Below are 15,917 nucleotides of genomic sequence, written 5' to 3'. Positions count from 1 at the left end.
CAGAACATTCTTCTCGTATCGGCAAATTCGGTACGAGGGGAATGTTTTTTTCTTGCCCATTCCTAATGCCTTGACAGTATTCGTCCTCATCTATTCTTCCTCGTCTGATATTAACGATCTATTTGTCTAACACTGGTAAATGTGATCGAACGATTCAGGTGGTAATTATCTGAAAAATAAATAGAATCGTAAGTACAACACTTTTACCAAAAATTCACGAAGACGGGGGAATGAACAAATGAGAACGTCAGTGAACGTGATGGGGATACAAACGAAGAATACGATGGAGCGCATTTCCGTTACTTTAAAAGCAGTCCTAAAGACAGGAAAAGAAAATAAAAAAGTACAGCTCATTGAAAAAGAGGAGGGAATTGAATTACCGAGAGTCATCTCAGCGCAAGACCCAGTATTTGAGGACAAGCGACTGATGGAGGAAATTCCGGAGCCGAATTGGAACGAGGCTTTGATCGCACCGCCGAGTGGAATGGTGGATCGAACGCGTGAAAGTCCGCTAGCCAAAACCTATCGAAAAACACACAACTGGAAGCGACAAGCTATCATCAAGCAAGCATACCAGCAAAAAGCAAGTGAAGCTCGGCGTACCCATCTCAATCTGGTTGCTGCACCACAGGCGGAAAATAAACAACGACATGAAATCCGAGACCTGAGATCCTCGCCATCACCACCTGTGGTAACGTAAAAAAGGTAGCGGCGAAGTCCCTTTTCGAAACGTGACAAGCTACCGTATTTGCGCATCCGGCAAATTACGTTACAATAAAACATAGCTTACGTAAAGAGAAGGTGATTCGCAACATGGCATTAATCGATATTGCGGACATCAAACAAGAGATGTCTAGCATGGCTAAGCGTTTAGCGGATATCAGGGGGTCTCTTTGACCTCCCAGTAAAACAGGAACGAATCGGTGAACTGGAAGAGCGCATGCTGGCACCCGATTTTTGGGATGACAACGATGCAGCGCAGAAGACAATCAGTGAACTGAATGCAATCAAAAGCCTCGTGGAGACGATGGCCAAGCTGGATTCCCAGTACGAGGATCTCCAGGTAATGTTGGAACTCGTCATCGAAGAAGGGGATTCCTCCCTCATTCAAGATCTGTATGACAGTACGCAGGAGCTGCGCAAGTCATTTGAGAGCTTTGAACTGGAATTGCTTTTGAGTGATGAATACGACAAAAACAACGCCATTCTGGAGCTGCATCCGGGAGCGGGTGGTACGGAGTCCCAAGATTGGGCGTCCATGCTTCTGCGTATGTATACACGTTGGGGGGATGCCAAGGGCTTCAAGGTCGAAACATTGGACTATTTGCCTGGCGATGAAGCCGGTGTAAAAAGTGTCACTCTCCTGATTAAGGGCTACAATGCGTATGGCTACCTCAAATCAGAAAAAGGGGTTCATCGTCTTGTGCGGATATCTCCGTTTGATGCCTCTGGACGTCGTCACACATCGTTTGTGTCTTGCAACGTCCTGCCGGAGATCGAAGACGATAACGTGGTAGACATACGTACTGAGGACCTGAAAGTCGATACGTATCGTTCCAGTGGTGCGGGTGGTCAGCATATCAACACGACTGACTCCGCTGTAAGGATTACTCACTTGCCTTCAGGAATTGTGGTGACGTGTCAAACAGAACGCTCCCAGATTAAAAACCGAGAGCGTGCTATGAAGATGCTGACGGCACGACTGTTTGAGAAGAAACGGGAAGAACAAGAGAAAACGTTGGCCGCGATTCAAGGTGAACAAAAAGATATTGCATGGGGCAGCCAAATTCGTTCCTATGTCTTCCACCCTTACAGTCTGGTAAAAGACCACCGGACGAATATGGAGGTAGGGAACGTTCAAGCAGTCATGGATGGTGAAATTGATTCGTTTATCGATGCCTATCTGCGCGCGCAGATTAATCGTTAACCGAAACAGTAGGCTTCAAGGCTTTTGGTATAGAAATCGATACGGTGGTTCCTTTGCCGACATCGCTGGCGATGTTGATGGTACCGCCGTGATCGCGAATAATTTTTGTGCTTACCATTAACCCCAGGCCAGTTCCTGTTTCTTTTGTACTATAAAAAAGCTCTCCTAATCGGGGAAGTAGCTCGGCAGGGATGCCCTGTCCTTGATCGCTGATTCGGATGATCACATCAGAAGGGCGCTCTACAACCTTGATTGTGAGAATTCCACCTAACGGCATGGCTTCCATGCCGTTTTTTATGATGTTTATGAAGACTTGCTTGATTTGATATTCCTCACACAATATGAGGGACGTGATTTGCGGAAAATCAGTAAGAATGGATACATTTTTAAGAAGTGCCTGCGGTTCCAAAAGCTTAATGACAGACGAAAGCAATGGCAAAAGGCCGTTGGGAGCAAATCGCAACGTTTGCGGCTTCGCCATTATCAAAAGCTCACTGGTAATCGAAGTAATCCGGTCGATTTCGGATCGCATAATTTGCAGGTATTGCTGATTGGCGAACTCGTCCCCTTCCATGAGTTGAATAAACCCTTTCAAAGCCGTAAGCGGATTGCGAATTTCATGGGCGATACCTGCGGCAAGCTCTCCTAGAACCGACAGCTTGTCAGAGTAACGAAGCAATTCTTCTGATTGCCGACGTTCTGTAATATCACGTGCCACAAAAACCGTGCTGAGAATATGACCGTTTGAACAAACGCCAGGTGTCCCCTTCACATCGAACAGCAACATTCTACCGTCTGGGTGCAGGTAATGGTACTCGGCATCGAGCGTGGTCTTCTGCTTCATCATTTGAGCAAAATCGCTCTTGGCGTTGGTTACTTGCTCAGGATGAATCAAGATCGAAAAATGCTGGTTGATCACTTGATCAATCGTCAGCCCCGTTACCGCCTGAACAGATGGGGAAGCGTAGGTAATCATTCCGTCCACATTTACAATAAAAATCAAATCCATAATGTTTTCGGATATTAACCGAAAGTTCTCTTGCATCTGATGAAGAGCCTCTTCCATCTTCTTCTGCTGCGTGATGTTTCTGGCAATGGAATAACGGCTGATGATTTCGCCGTTTTGAAAAATGGGAAAGCTAGAAGCGATAATATCCACAACCTGCCCGTTTTTATGGAGCAACTGATAATGCTTATTTTTTCTGATTCCTGTTGAGAAGATTTGTTGTTGTTTCTTACTGTCGAGCCCCTTAGTAGAAGCGACAATTTCCCAAATTTGCATACGCAGCAATTCTTGAGAGGTGAATCCTACCAATGCTTCACCAGCAGCGTTTACGCCTGTGAATCTGCCCTGCATGTCGAACATGAAAACAGCGTCAGGATTGTTGTGGAAGAGAGATGTATATAACTGTATCTGCGTGTCCATACCTATCCGCCTCTCTGTTGCTACTTGCTACCTTTGAATCGTTCGCTGTAGAAAGGAAAAATCCTACTAGACCAAAGTCCGTATTCATAATTATGTTATACTTCAGAAAAGAACAAGGCCATGAAAAAGGAGAGAAACCGTCATGTTGTATGCCGCATTTTTGCCAATCGTGAATCAAGAGTTGAATGCTCAAGTAAGACCTGCGCATCTTTCGTATATCAATGATTTGTACAAGCAGGGAAAAGTGGTCATGGCAGGACCCTTTACAGATAAACTTGGCGGATTGGTTATTTACAAAGCGGGTTCTCTGGAAGAAGCCCGCAAATTAGCTGAGGCAGATCCAGTTGTTGTAGAAGGCGCGCGGACGTTGGAGTTACGTGAATGGAGTCCATTGGAATTTCCTTTGTCCTAAATGGCTGTAGTAAGAATGAGAAGTGGTAGTTGGAGGCATACTTAGCGAAGAAATCCGAATAAAGGAGGGAACAGCCTTGAAACGTATTCCACTCGTTTTGACAGCGGCTGTACTCGCATTCTCGCTAAGTGCCTGTGGTACCAGCAAGCAAACACAGCCGCCAGCACAACAACCAGCACAACAACCTGCGACAGAAACGCCGGCAGGTGAAAAACCGGCGACAGAAACACCAGCACCTTCGACGACGCCATCCGGCAGTTATGATGCAGCAACTGCAGAATCCACGTTCAAAAATACTTGTTCAGGCTGCCACGGACAGACGTTGGAAGGGGCAGTTGGACCGAACTTGCAAAAGATCGGTAGCGAGTTGAACAAGGAACAGATCCTGGCCATTTTGGAAAAAGGAAAAGGAGCAATGCCTCCGGGGCTCGTCAAAGGAAAAGATGCAGAAAACATCGCTGCATGGTTAGCGGACAAAAAGTAAACAGGGCAAAAAACCAGCGCTCGAGCAATCGGGCGCTTTTTCTTTGGACGTAAAAAAGTTTTTCTGTTGTATTCTATATGGATTTTTATTATTATTCATGTATAAAAATACAGATAGGAATAAAGGGGAGAGAGCATGGTTCGGGTCGGGATTGTTGGAGCAACGGGGTATGGTGGCGCGGAGTTGATCCGTCTTTTGGCTGGGCATCCGCATGTTGAGATTGCCAATTTATATTCAAGTTCATCTGAAGGAGATAGCTTGGAAAAATCGTTTCCACATGCAACTGGGCTCGGGTTGCCTACATTGTCACCAATTGATGCAGACAGCATGAGCGGTGTGAACGATTTGATCTTCCTTGCTACACCTGCGGGGGTAAGTAGCACGCTGTCCCCCAAGTTGGTCGAAAAAGGCGTGAAGGTTATTGATTTATCCGGGGATTTTCGTCTCGAAAATGGTGCGGTCTACAAAACGTGGTACAGACATGAGCCGGCCCCGTCCCAATGGATAGATGAAGCGGTTTACGGTTTAACCGAGTGGAATCAAGAGCAAGTGGCGGGTGCCAGTCTCATAGCGAATCCTGGCTGCTATCCCACTGCTACGCTCCTCGCCTTGCTTCCGCTGATGAAGACAGGCTGGGTACAGTCTAACAGTTGGATCGTCGATGCCAAATCAGGTGTGTCCGGCGCTGGACGTGGAGTATCGCTAGGGGTTCATTACAGCGAGATTAATGAAAGTATTCATGCTTATAAAGTTGCGAGTCATCAGCATACACCGGAGATTGAACAGGAGCTGCAAAAACAGAGCGGGGAAGAGACGCTTGTTCAATTTACGCCGCATCTGGTGCCGATGACGCGCGGGATTTTAGTCACGGCTTACGGACAGCTAACGGCTGATGTCACTCAAGCGCAAATCCAGGAGCTATATGAAGCTACTTATGCGGATAAGCCTTTTGTGCGTGTACGTCCCGCAGGCAGTCACCCACATACGAAAGAAGTTTATGGCTCCAATTACTGCGATATCGCCATTCATGTTGATCAGCGCACGAAGCGTGTTATCTTGCTGTCGGTAATCGATAACATGATGAAGGGCGCAGCCGGGCAAGCTGTACAAAACATGAATGTCATGTTTGATTTGCCTGAGAAAACGGGCTTGCCGCTCGTACCTGTGTACCCGTAGAGGAGGAGAGCAGATGCAAGGAATTGTCGTGATCAAATGTGGCGGAAGCACCATGGATCAATTGCCTGACTCCTTCTTCCAGGCGATTGCCGGACTGCAGGCGCAAGGACAAGAGATCGTCATCGTCCATGGGGGCGGACCTGCCATTAACAGTATGCTCGATCGAGTTCAGATCACTCCGCAATTTGTCGATGGGCTGCGTGTTACCTGCGAGGACACGCTGCGTGTTGTAGAGATGGTCTTATGCGGCAGTATCAACAAGGCGCTGGTAAAAAGACTGACGCAGGCAGGAGCCAAGGCTTGGGGAGTTAGCGGAATCGATGGTCAGACCCTTTTGGCAACAAAAACGCCGAAGCCACTCGGGTGGGTAGGAGAAATCAAGAAGGCTGATACGACCATTCCAAAAGCGATTCTTGATCAGGGCTACGTCCCGGTGATCGCTCCCCTTTCCGTTAGTGAAGATGGCACAGAGACATATAACGTCAATGCTGATGTAGCCGCAGGAGCGATTGCAGCAGCACTTAGCGCCGAAAAACTGATCATGGTGACAGACGTTCCGGGCATCATGCAACCACAGCCAGACGGAACCAAGGCAGTAGTGCCAGCCACAAGTGCAGAAGAGATACAGGAAATGATTCGGGAAGAAATTATTACTGGCGGAATGATTCCGAAGGTTCAGGCAGCTCTCGACGCTCTCGGACAAGGCGTGGAGCAGGTTGTCATCTGCCGGGGAACCGCTGAAGATCTGCTCGGTGTTTGTGCGGGGCAGGCAGTTGGGACAACAGTCCGTATGAATGTCAATTACGCTTAGGATGAGGAGGGCAATGAATATGCATACAACAACAGCGCCTGTGCATCTCATGAATAACTATGCGAGATGGCCAATCAGTTTGGTAAAAGGACAAGGAAACCAGGTATGGGATGATCAAGGCAGGCAATATCTCGATTTTACCTCGGGAATTGCCGTGACCTCGTTAGGGCATGTCCCGCCAAAAGTAACGGCAAAGCTACACGAACAGCTCGATACGTTGTGGCATTGCTCGAATTTGGTGCATGTTCCTCAGCAAGAGATTTTGGCGGAAAAGCTGAGTCGTCTGTCTGGACTGGATCAGGCTTTTTTCTGCAACAGTGGAGCAGAGGCGAATGAGGGCTTGATCAAGCTCGCTCGCCGCTATGCACAAAAAATAAAAGGGACCGATCGCTACGAAATCATCAGCTTCGAACAGTCTTTTCATGGGCGGACATTGGCCACCCTGACAGCTACTGGGCAGGAAAAGGTGAAGGACGGCTTCGCACCACTGCCGCAAGGATTTGTCACCGTTCCTTACAACGACCTTGATGCCGTCAAGTCAGCCATTACAGACAAGACATGCGCGATCATGCTGGAGCTGGTACAAGGAGAGGGCGGCGTGCATCCGGCAGAAGAGGCGTGGGTGAAGGCGCTGCGTGAATTGTGTGATGCCCACGGATTGCTCCTGTTAATCGACGAGATACAGACTGGGATTGGCCGCACGGGTACGTGGTTTGCCTTCCAGCACTATGACGTGAAGCCAGATGCGATTTCATTGGCAAAAGGCTTGGGAAGTGGTTTCCCGATTGGAGCAGTCGTCGCGACCAAGGAAGTAGCAGAAGCGTTTGCTCCGGGTGCGCATGGTACTACTTTTGGCGGGAATCCATTGGCAGCAACTGCTGGGATCGCGACGCTTACGACGATGGAAGAGGAGCAGATTTTGGAGCGGGTAGCCCATATCCATGACGTATTGATCAAAGAGCTGGAGAAGCTCAAGGCGGAGCATCCAGACAAAGTGGTTACGGTTCGGGGAAAAGGGCTGCTTCTCGGTGTGGAGCTAACGATTCCTGCTGGTGAGCCGGTTGCGTATGCACGGGAAAAAGGAGTCATTCTGCTGATAGCTGGCCCACAAGTAGTGAGACTCTTGCCTTCGTTTGTAACGACCGACGAGGAAGTAAAGCAGGCCATTACTGTACTAAGCGAGGCACTGTCGCATGTTTAGATGAAAAAGCAAAGAATGCAACGAGTGGAAGTGGTCAAAAAACTCGTTGCATTTTTATAATCAAAAATGTATATTAATACAAAAGGTTGCATAAATTTTCGGTAAGAGCGATCAGCCCGGCGCCCATTGGAGAGGAGTGGCTTCATAGATGGATAGAGAGAAACAATCGTTAGGAACAGGGTATTTAACGCTGGAGAGCGGCGAGGTTTTTACAGGAAAGCTGTATGGCGCACCCATTAACGGATTCGGAGAAGTGGTTTTTCATACAGGAATGACGGGATACCAAGAGGTGATGACCGACCCTTCTTTTGCAGGGCAAATCGTTACCTTCACGTATCCCTTAATCGGAAACTACGGGATCAACGAAAAGGATTATGAAGCAGGCAAGCCAGCATTGACAGGGATGATTGTCAGCGAGCTATGCACGGAGCCAAGCCATTACGAATCAAACATGACTTTGGACCAAGCCGCAGAAGCATTTGGATTTCCGATCCTTGCGGGGATTGATACGCGAACGATTACCAAGCGCGTCCGTCAAGACGGTACCGTATTCGGTGTCATTTCCGATCAGCCTATGCAGGTAGAGGAAGTGGTGTCACTGCGCTACAAGCACGCGAAGAAATCATTAGTTGCCAACGTATCCAGACAACAGGTGGAGCGTTATCCCGGAGCAGGGGAGCATGTTGTCTTGATTGACCTCGGCATGAAGCAATCGATTTTGGATGCCCTTCTCCAGCAAGGCTGCCGTGTTACGGTCGTTCCTTTTGATACGAGTTTTGCTCAAATCAATGCTCTCGCACCAGACGGCTTGTTGTTTTCCAATGGGCCTGGCGATCCGGAGCACTTGCTTGCGTATTGCAGCGAATGGCGCAAAGCTGTGGAGCAGTACCCGACATTAGGTATTTGTTTGGGGCATCAAGTGTTGGCGCTAATGTACGGCGGCAAGACAGAAAAGCTCGCATATGGTCACCGCGGTAGCAACCATCCGGTCAAGGATCTGATGACTGGCAAAGTATATATGAGTTCACAAAATCACGGGTATGTGGTCAAGGAAGAGTCTTTGGATAAACGTCAATTAACGGTTTCCTACCGCAATGTCAATGACGGTTCAGTCGAAGGAATGCGTCACGTTAGTTTGCCTGTTTTCAGTGTGCAGTTCCATCCGGAGGCACATCCGGGTCCCAGTGATACATCCCACATTTTCCACCAATTCTTGCAGTCGATGCGCGTAGTAGGAGCGAAGAGATATGCCTAAATTGCCACACATTCATAAAGTATTGGTCATTGGTTCTGGCCCGATCGTCATCGGGCAGGCAGCGGAGTTTGATTATGCAGGCGCACAGGCTTGCCTTTCCCTAAAAGAAGCTGGCGTGCAGGTCGTGCTGGTGAATAACAATCCGGCAACGATCATGACAGATGAACAAGTAGCGGACAAAGTATATCTGGAGCCGCTCACGGTGGAATCTGTGACAGCTATTATCGCAAAAGAGCGTCCCGATGGTCTCTTGCCTACATTAGGCGGCCAAACGGGACTTAATCTTGCTGTTTCGCTGGCAGAAGCGGGCGTGCTGGAAAAGTATAGCGTGGAGCTGCTGGGTACGCCGCTGGCTGCCATTCAAAACGGGGAAGACCGTGAGCTGTTCAAGCAATTGATGCAACAAATCGGAGAGCCTGTTCCAGAGAGCGATACAGTCGAATCTGTAGAGGCAGCAATCGAGTTTGCGAACACTATCGGCTATCCAGTGATTGTCCGTCCTGCTTATACGCTCGGAGGAGCAGGTGGAGGGATCGCGGGGGATGAAGTGTCCTTGCGAAAGGTTGCAGCCGGTGGGATTGCAGCTAGCCCAATCGGTCAGGTACTGATTGAGCGCAGTGTAAAAGGCTGGAAGGAAATCGAATACGAGGTCATGCGGGACGCAAATGATACCTGCATAATCGTGTGCAATATGGAAAATTTGGACCCGGTAGGTATTCATACGGGAGACAGTATTGTCGTTGCGCCTTCGCAGACGCTGACAGATCGTCAGTACCAAATGCTGCGCAGCGTATCAACGAAAGTGATTCGTTCGCTTGGGGTAGTTGGCGGTTGCAATATTCAATTTGCGCTCGATCCGCATTCTGATCGGTATGTGCTGATCGAAGTAAATCCTCGTGTCAGTCGATCCAGTGCGTTGGCGTCCAAAGCAACAGGCTATCCAATCGCGCGGATCGCAGCCAAGCTCGCATTGGGCTACGGGCTGGATGAGGTACTTAATCCAATCACGGGCTACACGTACGCTAGCTTTGAACCAGCGTTGGACTACATCGTTGTCAAAATCCCACGCTTCCCGTTTGACAAATTCCCGCTGGCAGACCGCAAGTTGGGGACGCAAATGAAAGCGACTGGCGAGGTCATGTCGATCGCCCGCAATCTGGAAGCAGGACTTTTGAAGGCAGTTCGTTCTCTGGAACAGGGGTGCACACATTTGACTCGACCAGAGCTGGCATCATGGACGCGTGAGGAGCTTGCCCAATCCTTGCAGGGCGCAACGGATATCAGACTGTTTGTTTTTGCCGAGGCGATTCGCAAAGGCTTTACAGAAAGTGAGCTGCACAATCTGACTGGTGTCGATCCGTTTTTCTTGCGGAGCTTGCGTAAAATCGTGGACTTGGAAGTAGAGCTGTCTTGCCACGACGGCAAAACATTGACCCCAGAGCTGTTGTTGGAAGCAAAACGTCGCGGGTTTGCCGATGAAACCATCGCTACACTGGTTGGTGCTACACCTGCTGAAATCAAATCACTTCGTCAAGAATCAGGCATTACGCCTACTTATAAAATCGTGGACACTTGTGCGGCAGAATTTGATGCCCAAACCCCTTACTACTATTCGGATTGGCAAGGAATAGATGAGGTCGAGTCACTGTCTAGCCGCAAAGTTCTGGTACTTGGCTCAGGTCCTATACGCATTGGTCAGGGAATCGAATTTGACTACTGCTCTGTGCATGCAGCCAAAGCACTTCAGGCCAGCGGTATTGCGGCAGTCGTTGTGAACAACAACCCAGAGACGGTCAGCACTGACTATGAAACTGCCGACCATCTTTATTTTGAACCGCTTCACGTAGAAGACGTGCTGCATATCGCAGAACGCGAACAGGTTGAGGGCGTCATGGTTCAGTTCGGTGGTCAAACCGCGATCAATTTGGCAGCCAAGCTGGAGAACGCGGGGCTGAAAGTAATGGGTACGTCGCTTACCGCAATCGAACGCGCGGAGGACCGCGAGCTGTTCTACACCATGCTACGCAAGCTGGACATTCCGCATATCCCCGGTAAAGGAGTATCGTCCTTGGAGGATGCAACCGCGATAGCGGAGGAAATCGGCTTCCCTGTTTTGATGCGACCTTCGTACGTCATCGGCGGGCAAGGTATGGTCGTTGTCCACAATATCGACGAGCTGCAAGCTACCCTTCACGACTGGTTGAACCATCCGGAAATGAGCATGTTTTTCCCGCTCCTCGTGGATAAATACGTTCCAGGCAAGGAAGCAGAAGTAGACGCGGTATGCGACGGACAAACTGTTATCATCCCAGGCATTTTCCAGCATGTGGAGAGAGCGGGCATCCACTCAGGCGACAGTGTAGCCTTGTTCCCAGCTCCTCATCTGACGGATAACATCAAGCACAAAATTGCGAGCTATACCGAAGCAATCGCGAAGGAAATGGAAGCAGTCGGGTTAATCAATATCCAGTTCGTCATTGATGGCGAAACGGTTTATGTACTGGAGGTAAATCCTAGGGCATCACGGACCGTACCGATTACAAGCAAAGTGACTGGCATCCCGATGGTTCAACTGGCGGTTCGCGCACAATTGGGTGAAAAGCTTTCGGAGATGGGCTACGGTACAGGGCTTTTGCCAGAGATTCCGTTTGCAGTCGTCAAGGCACCGGTTTTCTCCACGATCAAGCTGAACGGTGTAGACCCGGTACTAGGTCCAGAGATGAAATCGACGGGCGAAGTTCTCGGCTTGGGGTATTCTTTCGAAGAGGCAGCAGGCAAAGCCTTTGCTTTCAAGGATAATTTGTACGGTGACTGGCAAAAAGGTCAGTTGGTCATGATTTCTCTGGCAGATGGAGATAAGCAGGAAGTAGTAAGAGAGCTGCTCGGACGACTCCACGCTGACGGAGCGAAACTGGCGGCGACTCCGGGAACGGCTGAGTGGCTGGCAGCCAAAGAAATTGTCGTGAAGCATATCGTGGCAGATGAAGCGGCGTGGATCGAGCTGTTGCAAAAGGAAGAAGCGGCCTTCGCTCTCGTTACTGCGACGAAAGGCAATCGTCAGGGCCGGACAGGATTTGCCCTGCGAAGCAGGATGGTACAACAAGGTGTGCCATTGTTCTCCGCTGTCGATACGTTCGAGTTATACGTGAAGTCTATTTTGAAGAAAAGAGGTGGCTCGCATGCAGCCAGTGAAGATATTGGAACACTTTCAAAACTTGCCGTTACAAAAGCATAAAGGAAAAGACTTTCTGCGCGTCGATGAATTCAACGGGGAAGAATTGATGGAGCTGCTTCATCTGTCTGCTCACGTTAAGCAATTGCAAAAGCTGGGTCAGCCATTTCAGCCTTTGCAAGGCAAGACGTTGGGAATGATCTTTGACAAGGCTTCGACCCGCACGCGCGTCTCCTTTGAAGTAGGGATGCACCAGTTGGGCGGCCTGGGGATGTTCATGAGCGGAAAAGAGCTACAGCTCGGACGCGGGGAGCCGATCAGTGACACAGCAAAAGTTCTCTCTCGGTACGTGGATGCCATCATGATTCGCACCTTTTCCCACTCCTATGTAGAAGAGCTTGCTCTGCATGCGTCGATCCCCATTATCAATGGTTTGACCGATCTGTACCATCCTTGTCAGGCTTTGGCTGATCTACTGACGATCTGGGAGCATAAGGGCAAGCTGAAAGGAATCAAGCTCGCCTATGTAGGAGACGGCAATAATGTGGCGAACTCACTGGTGCTGGGCGCAGCTTTGCTAGGCCTCGACGTGCGGGTGGCGACTCCGGTTGGATACGAAATGGATACAACCATTGTCGCAAAAGCTACAGGGTACGCGAAACAAAGCGGTGGGAAAATGATGGTGACCACTGATCCGATAGAGGCTGTCATGGGGGCAGATGCTGTATACACGGACGTTTGGACTAGTATGGGTTTTGAAGAAGAAAATGAGGTGCGATTGAAAGCATTTGCCGACTATCAAGTGAACGAAAAATTGGTAGCAGCGGCAGACCGTGATTATCTCTTCTTGCACTGCTTGCCAGCACATCGTGGGGAGGAAGTGACAACCGGGGTCATCGACGGATCGCGCTCTGTCATTTTTGATCAGGCTGAAAATAGATTGCACGCACAAAAAGCGATCTTGGCGGCGCTGGTGTGAACATAGTTCTAGTTAAATAGAACTATCTTCAATTAAATCGAATAGACTATGAATCTATGATTGCCGAATTTTGTCACTTATGTGTAAAATAAAGGTAGGAAAGAAGCGAAGAAGTACGGACTGTATCTGGTCGCTTGGTCCGTATGGAGCCAGTAGCGAATCCACCCTTTTTCTTAATGGAAAAGGAAAGGGGAGCAGGGGCTGTACTTGGTCGCTTGGCCTCTGCATCACGGACAGTAGCGAAGCCAGCTTTCTCCACTATGCTTGAAGGAGGGGAAAAGAAAATGAAAAAATGGTTCGCGGCAATTATGATGGTGGTAGCAATCGTAGCAGCTACTTCTGCAAACTACAACATTGGGTAATATTGGATGCAAATAAAACACCGCTTGTAACAAGAGTGGTGTTTTTCTCTAATATTTTGGAGGAATACCTTTATGCTACTTGATGTAATCGGTTTATCGTTTGTAGTTGCTCTATTAAGAGGTGGAAGGATTAAAGAGTTTCCGAAGTTTCATAAACTTTCTCTTCTCTTTATTAGTATAGTTCTACAAGCTCTTTCAGCGCTCTATCCTCCGGCAGGGGGTATATTCGTATCAATCTCCTATGTATTTATACTAGTCTTTCTCTTATTTAATCGCCAATTTGAGGACATACGCATCTTTATGATGGGCTGGTTTTTAAATTCATTGGCGATTTGGACGAACAACGGAAGAATGCCGATTGATTTGGAACAGGCGAAAAAGTTGCCTTACGATCTTACTCCGGTTATCAATGGGACGAATTTTAAACACAGCATTTTGAGTGAGAGTACAAATTTGCCGTTTTTAACAGATGTTATTTACATGCCTTCGATTATTCCAAGGGTTATCAGCATAGGCGATATTTTTATTATGCTAGGTGCATTTTTATTAGTACAACGCTTAATGAATAAGCCAATCTCACTATTACAACTCCGAGAAGGAAAAAACTATGCAACGAAAAGTTGAGTTTGGATCAACAATGAAAAAAATAGTGGTGACATGGATTTTTCCACTAGCGGCGTTAGTGATTTTTTATGATTCGTTGTCTGATTGGGAGCCAAGAGAGCATTGGGGAGTTTTGTTTGCGTATACATTACTCACCATCTTTTCTACGTTCGCTCCCATACGGACGTTGAACACCATATTGACACTAAACAATGCAGTTATTTTATCCGGCATTCTCCTTTTTGGAGCCTGGGTAGGGGTTTGGTCGGCCGTTGTTGAAACGTTGATACTGGCATTTCTAATCAGGTCCAACCCGTTAAAGGCCTTGGCAAACATTGGACAGCTGGTGCTAACTATTTGGTTTGTCGATCTCTTCAAAAACTCTATAGACAATATCCCAGCTTCCACGATGTTAACGGATTTACTCTTAGCGGTATCGTATTGGTTTATCAATATAGTCCTTTGTGGGTTAGGGATTTCCTACTTTTTTAAAACGAATTGGTTTACAACGGTTCAGAAAATGGCAAAGGGAACCACGCTGACATACCTTTTACTAATGGTAATGGCGGGAATGGGATCTCGACTGTTTGAGACTTATGGATTATTCACATTAGTTCCGATGATGGCTGCTTTTATCACGATTAGTTTTGTATTCCATCAATATTACGACAGTATGAATAAACTCCAACAAAAAGTGGAAGAAGTCAAAACATTCAACCACAAGTTTTTGACTGCCATGGCAGCTTCTATTGATGCGCGTGATCGTTACACGAGTGGTCATTCCCAACGAGTGGCTTACTGGGGAAGAGAAATTGCCAAGGATATTGGTTTGTCTGCTACACAAGTAGAGGAAATTTATGTTGGTGGTCTTTTGCACGACATTGGAAAAATTGGCATCGAAGACGAAATTCTCAATAAAAAAGGAAAGCTCACTCCAGAAGAGTATGACAAGATCAAGCAGCACACGGTTATTGGTTACGAAATCATTTTGCAAGCAGGGATGTTCAATGAATTGCTTCCGGCGATCCGCTCGCATCATGAGCGTATAGATGGAAGGGGATATCCGGATGGTTTAGCCGGGGATGAAATTCCGCTGATGGCGAGAATTTTAGCCATTTCAGATGCTTTCGATGCGATGGTCGCGGACAGGCCTTATCGAAAAGGCTTGCCTGTGGAGGAAGCGCTTCAAGAAATCAAAAGGGGCTCCGGCACCCAATTTGATCCGATATTGGCGGAGCATTTTATCAGAATCGTTCAGCGACTGCCGTGCGATGAGTTACAGAGCATTATCGGAATAGAGTCCATCCCACATAAACAGTTACAGGAGGCAATCAGATGAGCTGCCCCTTGTAACTGTTTTTATTCGTTTACGACCATATGCGGACGAGCTCTCTGGTTTCTAAATGGCAGGTAAGCTTGAAGACATCTGGATTGCTTAATTTCTCCCAATCGTGAAAGCCAAAGCGATTATCTATTGATTTCATGAGCAAGGCCAGCAGGCATCCGTGACTAACAAGCACAATGTTTTTATGCACGTCTGCCAAGATCTCAGTGAGCAGCGAATTTGCCCGGTTGATCGCAGTAAGACTGGATTCGCCTCCTTCGAGCTCAAGAGTCAAGTCATCGAACGTATCGCGGAGTCGCTGGAACCAATCCTCACGTGGTATTCCGCTGAGGACACGCTCGACCAAGCGCGCGTCTTCTTCAACTACGATTCCGCGTTCCTGTGCAAGCGGCTGGATGGTAGCAACCGCCCGATGATACGGACTCGAAATGATTCGATCAATGGGGGAACCAGCGAAGAAGGTGGCAAGCTCCCGAGCTTGTACTTCTCCCTTTTCCGTGAGCAAGGCTTCGGGTTCTTGGCCAGCAGCCTGACAATGACGTACCAAATAAATTGTTTTCATAATTCCTCCAACAGATTTCTCCTATGGAATTCCTCCATTCACTCATTCGCTATCCTGGATAAGTTTCCCTCTTGATCACGCAAACGTTTATGCATAAACGGAAGATGAGTATGCATAAAAACAAGATACTTTTTATGCGAGAATTGTATATTTTCATAGCGTCTCCGTCTTTGACTGCGAATTAACAAGAAATTCACAAGAA

Annotated in this window: 15 protein-coding genes and 1 riboswitch; of the genes, 13 read left to right on the top strand and 2 right to left on the bottom strand. The window is 48.0% G+C overall.

Annotated elements, in window-relative coordinates; translation table 11 throughout:
* Positions 1-238: 238 nt before the first annotated feature.
* On the top strand, positions 239-700 hold the full coding sequence (locus ACUUHJ_RS28525; RefSeq protein ID WP_289674867.1) for a hypothetical protein: 462 nt from the start codon (positions 239-241) through the stop codon (positions 698-700).
* A gap of 113 nt (positions 701-813) precedes the next feature.
* A protein-coding gene (gene prfB, locus ACUUHJ_RS28520; protein WP_289674866.1) for a peptide chain release factor 2 occupies positions 814-1,927 on the top strand; the annotation gives its coding sequence in 2 pieces (ribosomal slippage) (positions 814-894 and positions 896-1,927; 1,113 coding nt in all).
* Here the strand turns inward: prfB and ACUUHJ_RS28515 are convergent.
* A complete protein-coding gene (locus tag ACUUHJ_RS28515) occupies positions 1,917-3,353 on the bottom strand; it encodes a PAS domain-containing sensor histidine kinase (protein ID WP_289674864.1) in 1,437 nt (478 codons plus the stop codon). The two genes, prfB and ACUUHJ_RS28515, sit on opposite strands and share 11 nt — an antisense overlap.
* A 142-nt stretch (positions 3,354-3,495) precedes the next feature.
* Between ACUUHJ_RS28515 and ACUUHJ_RS28510 the strand changes: the two genes are divergently transcribed.
* From ACUUHJ_RS28510 to ACUUHJ_RS28460, 11 genes are all read left to right on the top strand, one after another.
* Positions 3,496-3,765 carry a YciI family protein gene (locus tag ACUUHJ_RS28510; protein WP_289674863.1) on the top strand — a complete coding sequence of 90 codons (270 nt, stop codon included), beginning with the start codon at positions 3,496-3,498 and terminating at the stop codon, positions 3,763-3,765.
* Between the two features lie 76 nt (positions 3,766-3,841).
* Positions 3,842-4,249 carry a c-type cytochrome gene (locus tag ACUUHJ_RS28505; RefSeq protein ID WP_041749682.1) on the top strand — a complete coding sequence of 136 codons (408 nt, stop codon included), beginning with the start codon at positions 3,842-3,844 and terminating at the stop codon, positions 4,247-4,249.
* 135 nt (positions 4,250-4,384) lie between these two features.
* Positions 4,385-5,425: an N-acetyl-gamma-glutamyl-phosphate reductase gene (argC, locus tag ACUUHJ_RS28500; RefSeq protein WP_289674862.1), complete on the top strand. Its 1,041-nt coding sequence runs from the start codon at positions 4,385-4,387 to the stop codon at positions 5,423-5,425.
* A 13-nt stretch (positions 5,426-5,438) separates the two neighbouring features.
* Positions 5,439-6,236, top strand: coding sequence for an acetylglutamate kinase (argB, locus tag ACUUHJ_RS28495; RefSeq protein ID WP_472300650.1), 798 nt, complete (start codon positions 5,439-5,441; stop codon positions 6,234-6,236).
* 19 nt (positions 6,237-6,255) lie between these two features.
* Complete coding sequence (locus ACUUHJ_RS28490; protein ID WP_472300648.1) at positions 6,256-7,437, top strand: aspartate aminotransferase family protein; 1,182 nt, start codon at positions 6,256-6,258, stop codon at positions 7,435-7,437.
* A 148-nt stretch (positions 7,438-7,585) separates the two neighbouring features.
* Positions 7,586-8,692, top strand: coding sequence for a carbamoyl phosphate synthase small subunit (locus tag ACUUHJ_RS28485; RefSeq protein ID WP_472300646.1), 1,107 nt, complete (start codon positions 7,586-7,588; stop codon positions 8,690-8,692).
* Positions 8,685-11,927: a carbamoyl-phosphate synthase (glutamine-hydrolyzing) large subunit gene (carB, locus tag ACUUHJ_RS28480; RefSeq protein ID WP_472300645.1), complete on the top strand. Its 3,243-nt coding sequence runs from the start codon at positions 8,685-8,687 to the stop codon at positions 11,925-11,927. Before ACUUHJ_RS28485 ends, carB begins: the two co-directional genes overlap by 8 nt.
* Entirely contained in the window at positions 11,872-12,843 is a 972-nt protein-coding gene (argF, locus tag ACUUHJ_RS28475; RefSeq protein ID WP_041749681.1) for an ornithine carbamoyltransferase, read from the top strand. The genes carB and argF overlap by 56 nt, the downstream gene beginning before the upstream one ends.
* 95 nt (positions 12,844-12,938) lie before the next feature.
* A riboswitch (cyclic di-GMP riboswitch) is annotated at positions 12,939-13,019 on the top strand.
* Positions 12,987-13,205 carry a hypothetical protein gene (locus ACUUHJ_RS28470; RefSeq protein ID WP_289674856.1) on the top strand — a complete coding sequence of 73 codons (219 nt, stop codon included), beginning with the start codon at positions 12,987-12,989 and terminating at the stop codon, positions 13,203-13,205. It overlaps the preceding riboswitch by 33 nt.
* A 72-nt stretch (positions 13,206-13,277) precedes the next feature.
* Positions 13,278-13,829: a DUF5317 domain-containing protein gene (locus tag ACUUHJ_RS28465; protein WP_289674855.1), complete on the top strand. Its 552-nt coding sequence runs from the start codon at positions 13,278-13,280 to the stop codon at positions 13,827-13,829.
* Positions 13,813-15,147: an HD-GYP domain-containing protein gene (locus ACUUHJ_RS28460; RefSeq protein WP_289674854.1), complete on the top strand. Its 1,335-nt coding sequence runs from the start codon at positions 13,813-13,815 to the stop codon at positions 15,145-15,147. Before ACUUHJ_RS28465 ends, ACUUHJ_RS28460 begins: the two co-directional genes overlap by 17 nt.
* Positions 15,148-15,175: 28 nt before the next feature.
* Here ACUUHJ_RS28460 and ACUUHJ_RS28455 read toward each other — a convergent pair whose 3' ends face one another.
* A complete protein-coding gene (locus ACUUHJ_RS28455; protein ID WP_289674853.1) occupies positions 15,176-15,715 on the bottom strand; it encodes a histidine phosphatase family protein in 540 nt (179 codons plus the stop codon).
* Between the last annotated feature and the right edge of the window lie 202 nt (positions 15,716-15,917).

The organism is Brevibacillus schisleri, assembly GCF_055685845.1.
Note: the sequence above shows the minus strand (reverse complement) of the source record. Positions and strands in the feature narration are given on the sequence as shown.

Bases quoted from the DNA above. Each gene is read 5' to 3' on its own strand.
- carB (WP_472300645.1), top strand. From the start codon at position 8,685: ATGCCTAAATTGCCACACATTCATAAAGTATTGGTCATTGGTTCTGGC.
- ACUUHJ_RS28490 (WP_472300648.1), top strand. From the start codon at position 6,256: ATGCATACAACAACAGCGCCTGTGCATCTCATGAATAACTATGCGAGA.
- argC (WP_289674862.1), top strand. From the start codon at position 4,385: ATGGTTCGGGTCGGGATTGTTGGAGCAACGGGGTATGGTGGCGCGGAG.
- ACUUHJ_RS28460 (WP_289674854.1), top strand. From the start codon at position 13,813: ATGCAACGAAAAGTTGAGTTTGGATCAACAATGAAAAAAATAGTGGTG.
- ACUUHJ_RS28515 (WP_289674864.1), bottom strand. From the start codon at position 3,353: ATGGACACGCAGATACAGTTATATACATCTCTCTTCCACAACAATCCT.
- argF (WP_041749681.1), top strand. From the start codon at position 11,872: ATGCAGCCAGTGAAGATATTGGAACACTTTCAAAACTTGCCGTTACAA.
- ACUUHJ_RS28485 (WP_472300646.1), top strand. From the start codon at position 7,586: ATGGATAGAGAGAAACAATCGTTAGGAACAGGGTATTTAACGCTGGAG.
- ACUUHJ_RS28455 (WP_289674853.1), bottom strand. From the start codon at position 15,715: ATGAAAACAATTTATTTGGTACGTCATTGTCAGGCTGCTGGCCAAGAA.
- ACUUHJ_RS28470 (WP_289674856.1), top strand. From the start codon at position 12,987: ATGGAGCCAGTAGCGAATCCACCCTTTTTCTTAATGGAAAAGGAAAGG.
- ACUUHJ_RS28525 (WP_289674867.1), top strand. From the start codon at position 239: ATGAGAACGTCAGTGAACGTGATGGGGATACAAACGAAGAATACGATG.
- ACUUHJ_RS28510 (WP_289674863.1), top strand. From the start codon at position 3,496: ATGTTGTATGCCGCATTTTTGCCAATCGTGAATCAAGAGTTGAATGCT.
- argB (WP_472300650.1), top strand. From the start codon at position 5,439: ATGCAAGGAATTGTCGTGATCAAATGTGGCGGAAGCACCATGGATCAA.
- ACUUHJ_RS28465 (WP_289674855.1), top strand. From the start codon at position 13,278: ATGCTACTTGATGTAATCGGTTTATCGTTTGTAGTTGCTCTATTAAGA.